Here is a 15,421-nt window from a genome sequence, read left to right as displayed (position 1 = left end):
CGGATAGTGTGCCAGCCACGAAGATCTAATCTATTTTATGGGGACTTCTCGCTTTTATCTTCCTCCGCTAACAGACTTGGGTCATCAATTGCTTTCCGCATCAGTCGGCGAATCGCCTCACTCCGAGACATATCCAACGGGAGGTCACCCTCGATCTGTCCCTGCTTCAGGGCGCGGTCAAAGTCCTCGACAAAGTCGTCGTCGACCTTGATCGAAATATTTCGGGACCCACCATTCCCGTTGTCGTAGGTTGCACTCATAGTATTCAATTAGTAAGTCAATGAGTGAATACCTTAGGGAGAAAGTATCTAAGCACTACAGTCAGTAAGGAAGTAAGTAATAAGTACGGTGCTTACATACTGTCGAACGCATGGCGCTATCAGTCAATGTCACCATCTCGATGCCGCCAGAGATGGTCGAGAAAGTCGACGAGCAGAGCAAGAACTACGGAATGAGTCGTGCCGAGTACGTCCGTCACCTCATTCAGCAAGCTCCAGATTCGCCATTCGATGAACCAGACCTGCGGCTCACCGAGAGTCCACAGGTAGACGCTTAGAAGGGGGGACTGGAGGCCTTGGAAAGTACCCACTCCCCCAAAGACAGACAGCGGCGCGAGGCACGTAAGACTGCCGTTCGGGAGGTATTCGAGTGACTGACCTCGAACCACTCTCTCCGGAGGACGGCGTCGAGCGGTTCATCGCCTACCGCGAGCCGAGCGTCCGCGAGTCGACCCTGCAGAACGCGAAGACACGGCTGAATCACTTCCTCCGCTGGTGCGAGGTCGCTGGCATCGACAACCTCAACGACCTCACCGGACGGAAGCTCAACGACTTCGTTACGTGGCGTCAGGGCGATATCGCGCCCATCACGCTCCAGAAGCAACTCAGTAGCGTCCGCATGGCGCTCGATTTCTGGAGCGACCTGGACGCCGTCGAGGACGGACTGCGCGAGAAGCTACATGCGCCGGAACTCCCCGACGGAGCCGAGGCGCGCGACATCCATCTGGAGCCGGATACTGCAGAGACGATTCTGGAGTATCTGGACCGCTACCACTACGCGAGCCGGATGCACGCCGTCATGGCGCTCATCTGGCGGACGGGGATGCGCCGCGGAACCGTCCGCGGGCTGGATGTTGGCGACCTCAACGAAGACGAGCACGCCATTCAGATCGTCCACCGACCCGAGTCCGATACCCCGCTGAAGAACGGGAACAAGGGCGAACGGTGGGTGTTCATCGGTCCTGAATGGATGCGCATCCTGCAGGAGTACATCAGCGAGAACCGGCACAAAGTCACCGACGACTACGGGCGTCGTCCGCTCATCACCACGAGCTACGGGCGTATCACGGGCGACACCCTGTACAAGATCGTCAACAAGGCAACCCAACCGTGTGAGTACGGCCTTCCCTGCCCACACGACCGTGACCCATCGGCCTGCGAAGCCCGCGGCACGCACGGGTTGCCGAACAAGTGTCCGTCGTCGAAGTCGCCCCACGCGGTTCGTCGAGGACACATCACGCACTACCTGTCGCGGGATGTCGAGCCGGAAATCATCTCGGAACGCTCCGACGTGTCGCTCGAAATCCTGTACCAGCACTACGACGCGCGCACCGCCCGCGAGAAAATGGAAGTCAGAAAGGAACACCTGCCATCATGAACCCAACTAACACTCCCCCGCGAGTCCATTTCCTTCGGTCGTTTCACTCCCTCAGTCAATGGACTCGCTTGCCCCCACTCGCTTCGCTCGTGGGGACCCCGCGAGTCCACTACTTTCTGACGACACCGTCCGGAGAGACGTGAGTCCGTAGGACTCCGTCTCGACACCTCAGTATCATCGAAATCGTGACTGTCTGAGCGGGGATTTGAATCACCAAGGTACCGGAACCGACTCCCCGTCAGTTCTGGCACAAGACTTTCACTAACCACGCGTCAAGAGCGACCAATGTTCGAGACACCGGCGTCAACCCAGGGATACGGTCCGGTCGTCGCAGTCTTTTGGGTTTACGTTCTCATCGCACTCGGAGTTACGCTGGGTCTTCGTCAGTTTGGGCTCCCGGATGAAGCGACGCTCTACGTCTTTCTCGGAGTCGGGCTCGTCCTCCTCAAACCGTTCGTCCCGCTGTTCAAGCGTTACTCTCCGTAGCGGCATCGATTACCGAGCGTTCACTTCCGCTGAATCCTACACTTTCACCCCGCTCATGGCGGACCCTCTTACCGTCTCGCTCCGAGGCCGTCGGTATGGAAACACGACGAGGCGAACCCCCGTCGGACCCGACGGCCCTCTTTCGAGCCATCGTCTCGAAACTCCGCGAGACGCGCCGCGGGGTCCACCAACACCGGATGGCGCAGGCGCTCCTCCAGAAGGACGCCAACGGGTCGCGGCTGGTCGGACTCGATGAGGACACCGAGCGGGCGGTCTTCTTCAACCCCGCGTCGCGGACGCTCGAACTGATACCCTTCGACCGGGAGGGAACGCATGAAGAGCGCGCGGAGGTGCTGTCGCGTCGGCTGAGCGACCCGTCGTCGTGGGTTGAGGCCAACGCGGCGGGGTTGTCGTGGGTCCACCCGCACTTCCGGTGGGCCTGTGGGTTGGACGACGCCGGGCAGCCGTGAGTCGAGAATCGTGAGTCGTCTCTGACGGTGACCGGTGTCCGACCGTGAAGAATTATACGCACGCCGCGCGCACAACACGTCCATGAACGACGAGGAACTCGACGAACTCCGGTCGTCGCTCACGCCCTACGAGTCGAGCGGCGGCGTCACCACCTACCAGAACACCGTCTCTATCGCCTGTCCGGCCTGTGAGAAACCGTTCGACGACTTGGTCGTCTGCGAAAACGACTACAACAGTCTCGAACTGAGCATGATGCTCGACCTCTGTGTGACCCAGCACGACGGCGACGTGCTGCTGTTCACGCACAAACAAGAGGAGTAACGCGGCCGACGACGGTGGGACGCGGTCTACCGCTTCAGTCTCTCAGTTACGAGTCCGTCACTCCGCGCCCATCTCGCCAGTAGCGGCCGGTGAGTTCTCGTCGGCCAAAAACGAGTAGTTGCGCGACGAGTGCCCGTCTCGGTTATTCGCGCGGCGGGAGGCCGTTTTCGTCGATGACCTCGCCGTCGTCGTCGACGGTGACGATACCGCGGTTGTTGACGGCGTAGGGGTCTAAGCCGACCTCTTGGAGGAACTGCTTATAGAGCCGCTCGGCCGTCTCGGCGTCCTTCTGACGGTCCGAGGCGCGGTCGCAGAGTTCGACGAGGTCTTCGGGCACGTCGTTTTCGTGGACGATCCAGTGGTTGATGAGGTCCGACAGCCGCCGGATGGGCGAGGTGAAGTGGCCGTAGATGTCGAAGTTGAGCGCGTAGTGGCCGCCGAAGGGGTCGTTCATGTACTTCGCGCGGGGCATGACCTTCAGCACGGCGCGCTGAATCTTGTTCAGCGTGCGGGAGTTCGCGCTCTCCAAGGCGTCGTTGACGGCCTTCCGCGGTTCGTCCCACGACGTGGACTTGATGCTCACGCCGTCGAGTTCGGTGATTTCGCGGAGCGCCTTGTCCCACTGGTCGGGAGTCGGCTGCGGGTGGACGCGGTACATCGCCTCGACGCCGCGGTTCCACATGAGTTCGTGCGTGACGGCCTTGTTCGCCTTCAGCATGCACTCCTCGATGATGGTGTGGGCGCGGTCCCGGCTCGGGTTGAGAACGAGCGAGCCGTCTTCCTTGCGCTGTTCGTGGAGTTGGTCCGCGAGGTCGAAGACGAGGGAGTTCTCCTCGTGGAGGGGGAGGTCGGGGTCTTCCAGCCGGTTTTCACATTGCGTGTAGGTGAGCCGTTCGTTGGAGTGGATGACGGACTTGTAGATGTCGATAGACTCGAACGAGAGCGTGTCCTTCTTGATCTCCATCTCGACGGTGTGGGCGAGGCGGTCCTCCTCGGGGACGAGAGAACAGACCGTCTCGGCCAGCGCCGGCGGAAGCATGTGGATGGTGTAGGCGGGGAGGTAGACGGTGTTCCCGCGCTTGACGGCCTCGGCCCACATCTCCGAGCCGGGGTGGACGTAGTGGGTCACGTCGGCGATGTGGACCCACAGCGTGTACGTCTCCTCGTTCTCGCGGATGCTCAGGGCGTCGTCGAAGTCCTGGGCGTCGACGGGGTCTGTCGTCCACGTCGTGAGATCTCGGAGGTCCTTGCGGTGTTCCAACTCGTCTTCGATCTCCTCGTGGACGCCGTCGGTGCGCGCACGCGCCTCCGAGAGGACTTCCGGCGGGAACTTGTCTCGAATCTCGAACTCCTCGAACAGGTCCTCGCGCTTGTTCTGGAGGTGTCGCGCGAGTTCGGCGTCTATCTCCACCGGTCCTTGCCCTTCGGCGGTCCCGGCGTACGCCTGCGCGTCGTCTGACATAGCCCCGACTAGACGGGGCAGGGAGAAATGAGTGTCGGGCACGACCCGCGACCAGAAGGAAACGATATCGCTCGCGACCACGACCTCGGCCGCCTTGGCGACGGTCCGACGGCTACGTCCTCAGCGGCCGCGCTCGCCGGGCGATTCGTACCGCTCTTTGACCGCGTCGAAGTAGCGAAGCAGGAACTCCTCGTTGGAGATGCTGTGTTCTTCGATGTCGATGAGGAGGCCTTCGAGCTCCTCGCGGGGCTGGTGACAGAGCCCCCGATAACAGGCCTTACAGAGGTGTTCGAACCGCTTGCCGTGCCGTTCCCAGCGGTTCCCCTCTTTGTCGTACTCGCGCGCCGCCGACCGGAGGACCGCGTCACCGCATGCGATGCACACGACACGTTTCCGGTCCCCGTTCGTCCGGGAGCGCCACATATCGTTGGAGTAGACCCAATCGTACTTAGCAGTTTATCCTGTCACAGTCTGACGCGCGTCAGACATCAACGGGGCAGGTCGGGTCGCGCCCGTCAGACTCCGGGCGGCGTCGCCGACCACTCGATGCGGAGCGGTCGATTTATCGGCCGTGAGCGTCCACGACCCGGTATGAAGGTCAAGTCTCGCCACCACCTCCGAAGCGACGAAATCGACGCGCTGTGCGACTCCATCGAATCGTCCCTCGGCGTCGCCCTCGACGGCGACGCGTTCGAGGCGGTCGAGTTCGCCGACGCCGACTACGAGGTCGTCCTCGTCGACGGCGAGCCGGCAGTCATGTACGTCGACGACCAGCCGTTTCTCACGGTCAAGGGCGCGAACCAGTTCCCGCCGACGACGAACGTCGTCACGGTCGACGCAGGCGCGGTCTCGTTCGTCTCCAGCGGGGCCGACGTGATGCGCCCCGGCATCACCGAGGCCGACGACACCATCGAGGCGGGCGACCTCGTCGTCATCGCCGAGGAGACCCACGGCAAGGTGCTCGCCGTGGGCCGCGCGCTCGAAGACGGTGCGGACCTCGTCGGCGACTCCGGCAAGGTCGTCGAGTCCATCCACCACGTCGGCGACGACCTCTTCGAGTTCTCGGTCTGAGCCGACCGCCGCGGTCTCAGGCCTCGGCGCTCAGAACTCTCGCTACTCTTCTGCGTACTTCTCCAGCGCCGCCTCGTACCCCTCACGCGCCATCGAGAACGTCTCTCGAAGGTCGCGCAGCGGCGTCTCGGTCGCGTCGACGCGGAGGTCGTTGTAGTACGGCTCCATCTCGCGGTCCTCGGTCGAGGTCACGACGACGGCCGCGCTCTGGATATCGAGGTCGTCGCGCTTGTCGCCGCCCGCGGCGTGTCCCGCGCCGAGCGCGTCGATGAGCCTCTTCGCGAGCGGTTCGTCGCCCTCGGCGTTCCGCTCGTACGCGTCGGCGGTGGCTTCGACGACTTCCGCGCCCGTGAGCAGGTTGCCCGCGACGGTGTAGTCGTCGCTCTCGCGGTGGCCCGCCCAGCCGAGGCAGTCGTCGCCGGTGAAGGCGAACGTCGTCTCGGAGCCGACGCCGTGGAGCTGTCGCTCCGCCCGCCCGTCGTCGGCGTTCAACAGCGCCTGTAGGGCGTCGTCGGCGGCGAGACCGTCTTCGAGGTAGTCCATCCCCTTCTCCCCGAGTTCGACGTTCGTCAGCGCCTGTGTCGCCACCGCGCCGTGTTCACTTGCAAACGGACAGAGTGCGCCGACCCCCGGGAGGCGGGTCGTCACGGCGACGCCGAAGCGGTCCTGGTCGTCGCCGTCGGCGTCGACGTACGACTCGCGGACGCAGATGCTGAAGGTCATCGTGTTCGTCTGCTCCCGCGCGCCGCGAGGTAAAAACACCCGGCGAAACGCCGCGCCCGGCGCGCGCGTCGGCCGTCAACGGGAATTGACGCCCCCCGCGACACCGTCCTCGTGTGGCGGTACTGCCGTCGATTCGTCGGGTCGCCGGGGGAAGAAGTGTCTAAAAACCGATAGTCGTCTGACGTAAGAACTAACCCCGTTGTGGCCTCTCTACGTCCTATGGGTATCATGAGTAAGATTCTCGGTGGTGGTGGTTCCCGAACGACCGAGGACTACGTCGAACTCGACCTCGACGACTTCGACACCGCTCGCGGCGACGCCGGACTCTCGGTTCACATCGCCGAAATCGGCGGCCAGCAGGACGTTATCGCCATCAAGGACGCCGTCTACGACGGTAATCTGGTCATCGCGGACATCACCCGCCACACGACCTCCGACAACACGATGGAACACATCATCGACGACCTCCGGCAGGTCGCGCGCGAGGTCGACGGCGACATCGTCCAGAAGGGCGACGACCAAATCGTCATCACGCCCACGGGCATCTCTATCTCGCGGCAGAAGCTCAACGGCTGACGGCGGCGGACGACACCCCGCTTACGCGCCGGTTTCTCCCCGACTCGCAGACGCGAGCGATGCGGTTCGAACGGCCCGAACCGATGCCTATTCGGTCCTCTCGTTCCTAGAGTCGTCCGAATGAGCAAGGACTACATCGAGGTTCGCGGTGCTGAAGAGCACAACCTCAAGAACCTCGACGTTCGCATCCCCCGCGAGACGTTCACCGTCGTCACCGGCCTGTCGGGGTCAGGCAAGTCCTCCCTCGCGTTCGACACCGTCTACGCGGAGGGCCAGCGGCGGTACATCGAGTCGCTTTCGGCCTACGCGCGGAACTTCCTCGGCCAGATGGACAAGCCGAAAGTCGAGGCCGTCGAGGGCCTCTCGCCCGCCATCTCCATCGACCAGAAGAACGGGGCCAACAACCCTCGGTCGACCGTCGGGACCGTCACTGAACTCCACGACTACCTCCGCCTCCTGTACGCCCGCGTCGGCACCCAGTACGACCCCATCACGGGCGAGGAGGTCGGCGAGCAGTCCGCACAGGACATGGTCGACCAGATTCTCGAACTCCCCGAGGGCACCCGTGCGAAGGTCGTCGCGCCGGTCGTCCGCGACCAGAAAGGCGAGTTCAAGGACCTGTTTTCGGACCTCGTCTCCGAGGGCTACGCCCGCGTCGAGGTCGACGGCGAGGAGTTCGACCTCTCGTTCGAGACGCCCGAACTCGACAAGAACTACGACCACACCATCGACGTGGTCGTCGACCGCGTGAAGGTCGCGCCCGAGGCGCGCTCCCGCATCGCCGACTCCGTCGAGACCGCCCTCGACGAGGCCGGCGGCGTCCTCAAACTCATCGTCCCCGACCCGCCCGAGGACCTCCCCTTCGCCTCCAACACCCGTTCGACCGGGTCGCTCGCGGGCGAGGGCGACGACCGTCTCGTCGTCGAGTTCTCCGAGGAACTCGGCAACCCGAACTCGTCGTTCCGCTTTTCGGAGATCGAGACGCGGTCGTTCTCGTTCAACAGCCCCCACGGGGCCTGTCCGGAGTGCGAGGGCCTCGGCAAGGCCAAGGAGGTCGACCCCGATCTCGTCGTCACCGAGCCGTCGAAGCCGCTCAAGCACGTCTTCGAGCCGTGGAGCTACAACCGGACGTACTACCGCCGCCAGCTCGACAACGTCGCCGACCACTTCGGCGTCAGCGTGGACACGCCGTTCGAGGAGCTTTCCGACGAGGTGCAGGACGCCTTCCTGTTCGGCACCACCGAGGACGTGGTGTTCGAGTGGACGACGAAAAACGGCACGCGCCACAAGGAACACCCCTTCGAGGGCGTCGTCGGCAACCTCGAACGCCGCCACGTCGAGACCGACTCCGACCGGACGCGCGACCACATCGAGGAGTTCATGGCCGTCACGACCTGCCCCGACTGCAACGGGTCGCGGCTCAAAGAGCAGTCCCGCCACGTCCGCGTCGGCGGCACGACGCTCCCCGAGGTCAACCGCATGACCATCGCGGGCGCGCTCGAACACTTCGAGGGCCTCGAAAGCGACCTCTCGGAGCGCGACCGGACCATCGCACAGGAGATTCTCAAGGAGATTCGCGCCCGCCTCGGCTTCATGACCGAAGTCGGCCTCGAATACCTCACCTTGGACCGCGAGGCCGCCACGCTCTCGGGCGGCGAGTCCCAGCGCATCCGCCTCGCCACGCAGGTCGGCTCCGGCCTCGTGGGCGTCCTCTACGTCCTCGACGAGCCGTCTATCGGCCTCCACCAGCGCGACAACGACAAACTGCTCAACACGCTCGAAGGCCTCCGCGACCTCGGTAACACGCTCATCGTCGTCGAACACGACGAGGAGACGATGCGCCGGGCCGACGAAATCATCGACATGGGCCCCGGCCCGGGCAAGCGCGGCGGCGAGGTCGTCGCGCAGGGCGACTTCGACGACATCGTCGCGGCCGACGACTCCATCACGGCCGACTACCTCTCGGGCCGCAAGGACATTGACGTGCCCGAGAGCCGCCGCGAGGGCGACGGCGAACTCGTCATCCGCGGCGCGCGCCAGCACAACCTCGACGACCTCGACGTGCCGATTCCCCTCGGGACGTTCACGGCCGTCACCGGCGTCTCGGGGTCGGGCAAGTCCACCCTGATGCACGAGATTCTCTACAAGGGGCTCGCCCGGCGGATGAACGACAATACCTCCGTCGACCCCGGCGAGCACGACGCCATCGAGGGCTACGACGAAATCGAGACGGTGCGGCTCATCGACCAGTCGCCCATCGGCCGCACCCCGCGGTCGAACCCGGCGACGTACACCGGCGTCTTCGACTACGTCCGCGAGCTGTTCGCCGAGACGAAGCTCTCGAAACAGCGCGGCTACGAGAAGGGCCGATTCTCCTTCAACGTCAAGGGCGGCCGCTGTGAGGCCTGCAAGGGACAGGGCAACGTCAAAATCGAGATGAACTTCCTCTCGGACGTGTACGTGCCCTGCGAGGAGTGTAACGGCGCGCGCTACAACGCCGAGACGCTCGACGTGACGTACAAGGACAAGACCATCGCCGACGTGCTCGACATGGAAGTCGACGAGGCGCTCGACTTTTTCGAGGCGAACTCGCAGATTCGCCGCCGCCTCCAACTGCTCCACGACGTGGGCCTCGGCTACATGCAACTCGGCCAGCCGTCGACCACGCTCTCCGGCGGCGAGGCCCAGCGCGTCAAACTCGCCGAGGAACTCGGCAAGAAGCAGACCGGCGACACGCTCTACCTGCTCGACGAGCCGACGACCGGCCTCCACAAGGAAGACGAGCGAAAGCTCATCGAGGTGCTCCAGCGCCTCGTCGACAACGGCAACACCGTCCTCGTGGTCGAACACGAACTCGACCTCGTGAAGAACGCCGACCACATCGTCGACCTCGGCCCCGAGGGCGGCGCGGGCGGCGGAACTATCGTCGCCAGCGGCACGCCCGAGGAGATCGCCGAGAACCCCGACTCCCACACGGGCCGGTACCTCCGCGACTACCTCCCCGACGTGGACGAGGAGGGCCCGCGCTCGGACCGCCGCAAGCCCGCGAAAGTGGCGAACGACGACTGAGCCGGCCGTCGCCGTGGAGTTCCGTTTTCGACGTCCGTTTCGCGCCGACGGTCGCTCGCAGGCGGCTGTCTTTCGACAATCGAACTACTCTGGGAAAGACATTTCTTATCGTTTCACGTCAGAATCATGTGTATGTCACGCATACTCAAAACGTCGGGATTCCTCGGGCTCGCGACGATGATGGTGGTGGGGCTGTACCAGTACACGCTGCTGGAATCGGGAGGCGTGCCGTCGTGGCTGGTGGGCGGGCACGCGCACTTGGGCGTGCTCTCGATTCTCGCGGTCGTGATGGGGTTCGCGGTTGACGCGTTCGCGCTGACGGGGCGGCTCCGGGCCGCGGTGAGTGGACTGTTCGTCGTCGGCCAGTGGCTGTTGCCGCTCACTATCTGGATCGGCGTCGGGTTCGGACTCATGTTCCTGATTCCGACGACGTTCCTGTGGGGAGTCTGTCTCATCGTCTCCATGCTCATCATGGCGTGGCAGGCGTGGGTGAGCGAGCCGACGACGCCCGGCGAGATGCCCGGTCCCGCGTCGCCGGCTGACGACTGAGCGCGCGCCGACTGTTTTTTTCAGCGCCGACGGTACCACCAGTAGCCGACGCCCGCGAGCGCGAGGACCACGACGAGCGCCGGGAAGAGGGGGAACGTCGTCGCCGGTTCGACCACCTCGACGGCGACCCGCTGGGTGCCCGTCGAGAGCTGTCGGCCGGCGTCGTCCTCGTAGCTCACCTCGACGCCGACGACCTGCGTCTTCGGGACGGCGTCGCCGCTCACTTCGAGGTCGAACACGACGAGGCGCGTCTCGCCGGCGTCGAGTCGCGGGACGAACGCGACGGCGTCCTCGCTCGAAAGCGGCTCCTCGGCGACGAGTCTGACCGTCACGTCGGTCTGCGGCGTCGACTCGGTGTTCGTCACCGCGAGGACGAGTCGGCCGGTCGAGTCCACCTCGAACGTCGCGTTCCGCGGTTCGACCGCGACGGCGGGGTCGCCGGTGCTCACCGCCGCGAGCACGTCGGTCCGGTCGGCCGCGCGCAGTTCGTCGCCCGGCGGCCGGTACTCGACCACGAACGGGAGCCGACGCGTCCCCGGTGTCGTGCCCGCGGCGAGACCGATGGCGTACTCGAACTCAGCGGCCTCGCCGGGCGCGAGCGTGCCGACGGTCACGTCGAGGTCCGTCGGCGTCAGCGCCGGGTCGTCGGTTTCGAGGCGGAGCACCACGTCTCGAGCCTCGGCCCCGCCGACGTTCTCGACGGTGCCGACGACGCGGCCGACGCCGCCGACTCTGAGCGTGCTCTCTTCGACCGTCACGGCGAACGCCGGCCCAGCGCCGGGGTCGAGGCCGGCGACGAGCGACTGGGTCTTCCGGTCGCCGTTGGGGTTGCGGAACGAGACGGCCACGTCGAGCGAGTAGGGTCGATCGAGGGCGTCGTCGGCGACGCGGGCGCGGAAGCTCACGCGCCTCGTCTCGCCGGGTTCCCACGCGCCGACGTAGGCCTCCGCGGCAGGCGCGCCGGCCCCGAAGGTCACCTCGGAGTCGGCCGACGTCACGCCGACGGTCGTCGCCGCGGCGGTCGCGTCGCCGACGTTCACGAGTTCGAGCGTCAGGGTGCCGGTGTCGCCGACGGCGACCGCGGCGTCCACGTCCGCGAGTTCGAAGTCGGCCCCGCGGGTCGGTCGCACCCCGGCGACGACCGTCCGCGAGGTCCGCGCTTGGCCGTCTTCGTCGCGGTAGCTCACGGTCAACTCGACCGAGTAGTTGCGGACGATGGCGTCGTCGGCGACGCGGGCGCGGAAGGTCGCGCGCTCTGTCGCGCCCGCCTCCCACTCGCCGACGAAGGTCTCGGCGGAGGCGACGCCGCTCCCGAACGTTATCTCCGGGTCGGTCGAGGTGACGGTCACGGTCGCGTCCGTAGCCCCGACGGGGCCGACGTTCTCGATGTCGATTGCGAGGGTCCCGCTGTCGCCGACCGCGAGGGCGGCGTCGACCGCCCGGACCGCGAACGCGGGCCGGCGCTCCACGACGACTTCGAGCGTCCGCGTGATGGTCCGGCTCCGGTGGGTCGTCCGGACCGTCTCGCCGTCCACGTACACCGAGGCGGTGTAGTCGTAGGTGAACTCGACGGGGACCTCGTAGGTGTCGGGTCGCGCGCCCTCGGCGACGCGGAGGCGGAGCGACGCCGGCCCGGAGACGCCCTCGGGGACGGTTCCGACGGGGACCTCGCCGCTGACGACGGTGATGGGGCCGTTCGACTCGCCGCGGATGGTCAGCGCGCGCGCCGTCTGGACGAGCGCCTCGTACTCCTCGGGGCCGTCGTCGGTGACCGTCCCGCTGTTGACGACAAACACCTCGACTGCGGTCTCGGTGCCGGCGACGAGTCGGTTCTCTGGCGCGATAATCGAGAGGTCAGGGCTCCCGGTCACCCGACTGGCGGCCGCGGCGCTCCCGGTTGCGCCAGCGAGGGCGGAGAGGACCAGTAGCGTGGCGAGGAGCGCCGCGCTCGCCCGCCGGAAACGACGAGTCATGGTGAGAGAGACCGGCGGGTGGCCCCGCTTCAGTCGCTCTAGATACGTGGCATGTAAGCTTAACAACACGCTCGGCTCTCAGTCGGTGGTAACGTCACGCAAGGGATACGTTCGGCGCGCGCCTAGGTGTGGGTATGTCCGTCCCCGCCATCGACATCGACGGTCTGACCAAGTTCTACGGGGACGTTCGCGGCGTCGAGGAGCTGTCGCTTTCGGTCTCGGAGGGCGAACTGTTCGGCTTCCTGGGCCCCAACGGCGCGGGGAAATCCACGACGATTCGCCTCCTCCTCGGCCTGCTCAAACCGACCGACGGCACGGCGAGCGTCCTCGGCGTGCCGGTGGACGACCGCGCGGCCTTCCTCGACGTACTCGCCCGCGTCGGCCACATCCCCGGCGACCCGCGGTTCTACGACGACGTGACCGGCCGCAAGACCCTCGACTACTTTGCCGGGCTCTCCGGCGACGACCGCCGCGACGAACTCCTCGACCGCTTTCCGGTGCCGCTCGACCGGCCGGTCCGGGCCTACTCGCGGGGTAATCGGCAGAAACTCGCCATCGTACAGGCGTTCATGCACGACCCGCGGGTGGTCGTGATGGACGAACCGACCTCGGGGTTGGACCCCCTCGTCCAACAGGAGTTCTACGAGTTCCTCCGCGAGGAGCGCGACCGCGGGGTGACGGTGTTCTTCTCGACGCACATCCTCGGCGAGGTCCGCGAGGTCTGCGACCGCGTCGCCATCATCCGAGATGGTCGCCTCGTCGTCGTCGAGGACATCGACGACCTGCTCGCCCGAAGCGGCAAGGTCGTCACGGTCCAGTCGCCGGACGCCATCGACCTCGCCGACTTCGACTTCCCGGAGACCATCGACGCCCGCATCGAACCGGACGGCTCGCTCCGACTCGTCACCTCGGGCAACTACGACGCCCTCGTGGACGCGCTCGAAGGCTATCGTATCGACGACCTCGAAGTCCGCGAGACGGCCATCGAGGACGTTTTCATGCACTTCTACGACGAGGACGACGGCGAGGGCGCAGAAGACGGTGTTGCCGCCGGCGACAGCGCCGTCACCGACGACGAGCCGGGCGAGGCCGAGGACACCGCGGAGCCGTCGTCCGCCGATGCCGAGGAGTCCGCGGATGCGTGAAATCGACATCGCGGCCTTCGAGTTCGCCCGGCGTCGGCGCGGTCTCGCCATCGTCAGCGCGCTTCTCGTGGCGACGGCGGGGCTCACCATCGCCGTCTTCCCGTCGTTCGGTGAGTCCGACATCGACTTCGCCGAACTGCTGGAGTCGTACCCCGTGGAGTTTCAGGCGGCCTTCGTCGGGAGTGTCACCGACATCTCCTCGCTCGAGGGCTACCTCGTGGTCGAACTCTACCAACTCGTCTGGCTCCTCATCGTCGGGAGCTACTTCGCCTACGCCGCGGGGTCGCTCGTCGCCGGCGAGGTCGACCGCCAGTCGGTCGAACTCGTCCTCGTCCGGCCCGTCTCACGCACCCGGTTCGTCGTCGGCAAGTTCCTCGCGATGCTCCCTGCGGTCGCCGTCGTGGACCTCGCGCTCCTCGCGGCCGTCGTCGTCGGCGCGGGCCTCATCGACGAGGTGATTCACCTCACTCGTCTCCTCGCGGTCCACGCCGTCGGTGGTCTCTACCTCGTGGCCTGCGTCGCCGTCGGCCTCCTCGCGTCGGCGTTTTTCGGGCGCGTCCGCCGGGCGCAGGGCGCAGCCATCGGCGTCGTCTTCGGGACGTTCCTCCTCGACTCCCTGACAATCGACACCGACTACGAGTTCCTCGGGGCCCTGTCGCTCACGCGCTATCTCGACCCCGGCGAACTCCTCGTCGCCGGCGACATTGACTGGGGCGGCATCGCCGTCCTCGTCGCCGTGACGTGCGTCCTCGTCGTCCTCGCGGCCGAGGTGTTCGAGCGGCGGGACCTGTCGTAGCCGCCGTCTCTCGTCGCCGTCCTCGCCGGTGCGGGCGGGCCGCCCGCCCGCCCATTCGGTCCACCACCCGCGCGAGTCGCTTTTTCACCGCTGAGCGCCTACGTCTCCCATGCATCTCTACGCCGCCGCCAACGGCGCGGTTCTCGCGGTCTCGGGGTCGCCGGACGACTCGACCGCACGACGGCGCCTCGGCGAGCACCGAATCGAATGCGTCGCGGCCGACCCGCGCGCGCCGGACCGGGCGTTCTGCGGAACCTTCGACGCCGGCGTCTTCCGAACGACCGACGGCGGGGCGTCGTGGCACGCGGTTGGCACCGACGTGCTCCCCGAATCGGTGACGAGCCTCGCCGTCTCCCCGGCCGACCCCGAGGTGGTCTACGCCGGCACCGAACCCTCGGCCGTCTTCCGCTCCCGCGACGGCGGCGATACGTGGGCCGAACTCACGCCGCTTTCGGACCTCGATTCGGCGTCGTCGTGGGCGTTCCCGCCCCGCCCGCACACCCACCACGTCCGCTGGATAGAGCCGGACCCGACCGACCCCGACCGGCTGTTCGTCGCGGTCGAAGCCGGGGCGTTCGTCCGCTCGCTCGACGGCGGCGACACGTGGCAAGACCGCGTGCCGTCGAGCAAGCGAGACACGCACTCGATGGCGACGCACCCCGACCGACCGGGCCGCGTCTGGGTCGCCGCGGGCGACGGCTACGCCGAGACCGACGACGCGGGCGAGACGTGGACGACGCCGACCGAGGGGCTCGGCCACGGCTACTGTTGGAGCGTCGTCGTCGACCCCGCGGACCCGGACTCGGTGCTCCTGACGGCCGCCTCCGGGCCGATGCGCGCCCACCGAGTCGAGTCGGCGGCGGCGTACCTCTACCGCCGGCGGGGCTCGCCGGGCGACGGCGACGACTCGTGGGAGCGCCTCGCCGAGACCGGACTGCCGACCGGACCGGGCGCGACGCGCGCGGTTCTGGCCGCCGGACGAACCGGCGGCGAGTGCTACGCCGCGAACGACCGCGGCCTCTACCGAACGGCCGACTTCGGCGACTCGTGGGACCGAATCGAGGTCCCGTGGGATGGGACGCGGCGAACCGCGGCGGGACTGGCGGTCGTCGAGTAGTCGGGC

Annotated in this window: 17 protein-coding genes; 12 read left to right on the top strand and 5 right to left on the bottom strand. The window is 66.4% G+C overall.

Annotation, left to right across the window (positions count from 1 at the left end; translation table 11 throughout):
• Nucleotides 1-35 precede the first annotated feature (35 nt).
• Nucleotides 36-260, bottom strand: coding sequence for a hypothetical protein (locus tag C5B90_RS05815; RefSeq protein ID WP_115879815.1), 225 nt, complete (start codon nucleotides 258-260; stop codon nucleotides 36-38).
• 110 nt (nucleotides 261-370) lie between these two features.
• Here C5B90_RS05815 and C5B90_RS05810 point away from each other — a divergent pair, with 110 nt between their 5' ends.
• The 5 genes from C5B90_RS05810 to C5B90_RS05790 all read left to right on the top strand — a co-directional run bounded on the left by C5B90_RS05810 (nucleotide 371) and on the right by C5B90_RS05790 (nucleotide 2,934).
• Nucleotides 371-556 (top strand): ribbon-helix-helix domain-containing protein, encoded by a 186-nt coding sequence (locus C5B90_RS05810; RefSeq protein ID WP_115804460.1) that lies wholly within the window; start codon nucleotides 371-373, stop codon nucleotides 554-556.
• A gap of 92 nt (nucleotides 557-648) precedes the next feature.
• The gene (locus C5B90_RS05805; RefSeq protein WP_115879813.1) at nucleotides 649-1,656 is read left to right on the top strand and encodes a site-specific integrase; all 1,008 of its coding nucleotides are present in this window, start codon (nucleotides 649-651) and stop codon (nucleotides 1,654-1,656) included.
• 285 nt (nucleotides 1,657-1,941) lie between these two features.
• Entirely contained in the window at nucleotides 1,942-2,142 is a 201-nt protein-coding gene (locus C5B90_RS05800) for a hypothetical protein (RefSeq protein WP_115879811.1), read from the top strand.
• Between the two features lie 95 nt (nucleotides 2,143-2,237).
• Nucleotides 2,238-2,612, top strand: coding sequence for a hypothetical protein (locus C5B90_RS05795; protein WP_115879809.1), 375 nt, complete (start codon nucleotides 2,238-2,240; stop codon nucleotides 2,610-2,612).
• A gap of 82 nt (nucleotides 2,613-2,694) precedes the next feature.
• Nucleotides 2,695-2,934, top strand: a complete 240-nt coding sequence (locus tag C5B90_RS05790) for a hypothetical protein (RefSeq protein ID WP_004065334.1) — start codon at nucleotides 2,695-2,697, stop codon at nucleotides 2,932-2,934.
• Nucleotides 2,935-3,076: 142 nt separating this feature from the next.
• Here C5B90_RS05790 and C5B90_RS05785 read toward each other — a convergent pair whose 3' ends face one another.
• Together C5B90_RS05785 and C5B90_RS05780 are read right to left on the bottom strand one after the other, a co-directional pair.
• Nucleotides 3,077-4,396 (bottom strand): ribonuclease R family protein, encoded by a 1,320-nt coding sequence (locus C5B90_RS05785; RefSeq protein ID WP_042661929.1) that lies wholly within the window; start codon nucleotides 4,394-4,396, stop codon nucleotides 3,077-3,079.
• 120 nt (nucleotides 4,397-4,516) lie between these two features.
• Nucleotides 4,517-4,819, bottom strand: coding sequence for a hypothetical protein (locus tag C5B90_RS05780; RefSeq protein ID WP_115879807.1), 303 nt, complete (start codon nucleotides 4,817-4,819; stop codon nucleotides 4,517-4,519).
• A gap of 168 nt (nucleotides 4,820-4,987) precedes the next feature.
• Here C5B90_RS05780 and C5B90_RS05775 point away from each other — a divergent pair, with 168 nt between their 5' ends.
• Entirely contained in the window at nucleotides 4,988-5,467 is a 480-nt protein-coding gene (locus C5B90_RS05775) for an RNA-binding protein (RefSeq protein WP_004969073.1), read from the top strand.
• Nucleotides 5,468-5,509: 42 nt separating this feature from the next.
• Here C5B90_RS05775 and C5B90_RS05770 read toward each other — a convergent pair whose 3' ends face one another.
• Complete coding sequence (locus C5B90_RS05770; protein WP_115879805.1) at nucleotides 5,510-6,190, bottom strand: DUF1028 domain-containing protein; 681 nt, start codon at nucleotides 6,188-6,190, stop codon at nucleotides 5,510-5,512.
• Nucleotides 6,191-6,409: 219 nt separating this feature from the next.
• Here C5B90_RS05770 and sepF point away from each other — a divergent pair, with 219 nt between their 5' ends.
• From sepF to C5B90_RS05755, 3 genes are all read left to right on the top strand, one after another.
• Complete coding sequence (gene sepF / locus C5B90_RS05765; RefSeq protein WP_004969075.1) at nucleotides 6,410-6,766, top strand: cell division protein SepF; 357 nt, start codon at nucleotides 6,410-6,412, stop codon at nucleotides 6,764-6,766.
• 120 nt (nucleotides 6,767-6,886) lie between these two features.
• The gene (gene uvrA, locus C5B90_RS05760) at nucleotides 6,887-9,835 is read left to right on the top strand and encodes an excinuclease ABC subunit UvrA (protein WP_115879803.1); all 2,949 of its coding nucleotides are present in this window, start codon (nucleotides 6,887-6,889) and stop codon (nucleotides 9,833-9,835) included.
• Nucleotides 9,836-9,961: 126 nt separating this feature from the next.
• Nucleotides 9,962-10,384, top strand: a complete 423-nt coding sequence (locus tag C5B90_RS05755) for a hypothetical protein (RefSeq protein WP_115879801.1) — start codon at nucleotides 9,962-9,964, stop codon at nucleotides 10,382-10,384.
• Nucleotides 10,385-10,404: 20 nt separating this feature from the next.
• Here C5B90_RS05755 and C5B90_RS05750 read toward each other — a convergent pair whose 3' ends face one another.
• On the bottom strand, nucleotides 10,405-12,357 hold the full coding sequence (locus C5B90_RS05750) for a COG1361 S-layer family protein (RefSeq protein WP_115879799.1): 1,953 nt from the start codon (nucleotides 12,355-12,357) through the stop codon (nucleotides 10,405-10,407).
• A 134-nt stretch (nucleotides 12,358-12,491) separates the two neighbouring features.
• On the opposite strand from C5B90_RS05750, the gene C5B90_RS05745 reads away from it, so the two are divergent.
• The 3 genes from C5B90_RS05745 to C5B90_RS05735 all read left to right on the top strand — a co-directional run bounded on the left by C5B90_RS05745 (nucleotide 12,492) and on the right by C5B90_RS05735 (nucleotide 15,415).
• Nucleotides 12,492-13,502: an ABC transporter ATP-binding protein gene (locus C5B90_RS05745; protein ID WP_115879797.1), complete on the top strand. Its 1,011-nt coding sequence runs from the start codon at nucleotides 12,492-12,494 to the stop codon at nucleotides 13,500-13,502.
• Nucleotides 13,495-14,298 carry an ABC transporter permease subunit gene (locus C5B90_RS05740; protein WP_115879795.1) on the top strand — a complete coding sequence of 268 codons (804 nt, stop codon included), beginning with the start codon at nucleotides 13,495-13,497 and terminating at the stop codon, nucleotides 14,296-14,298. The genes C5B90_RS05745 and C5B90_RS05740 overlap by 8 nt, the downstream gene beginning before the upstream one ends.
• A 109-nt stretch (nucleotides 14,299-14,407) precedes the next feature.
• A complete protein-coding gene (locus C5B90_RS05735; RefSeq protein WP_115879793.1) occupies nucleotides 14,408-15,415 on the top strand; it encodes a hypothetical protein in 1,008 nt (335 codons plus the stop codon).
• Nucleotides 15,416-15,421 lie beyond the last annotated feature (6 nt).

It is taken from the genome of Haloferax sp. Atlit-12N (assembly GCF_003383095.1).
Taxonomy (GTDB): Archaea; Halobacteriota; Halobacteria; order Halobacteriales; family Haloferacaceae; genus Haloferax.
This window is presented reverse-complemented; position numbering and strand designations above follow the sequence as displayed.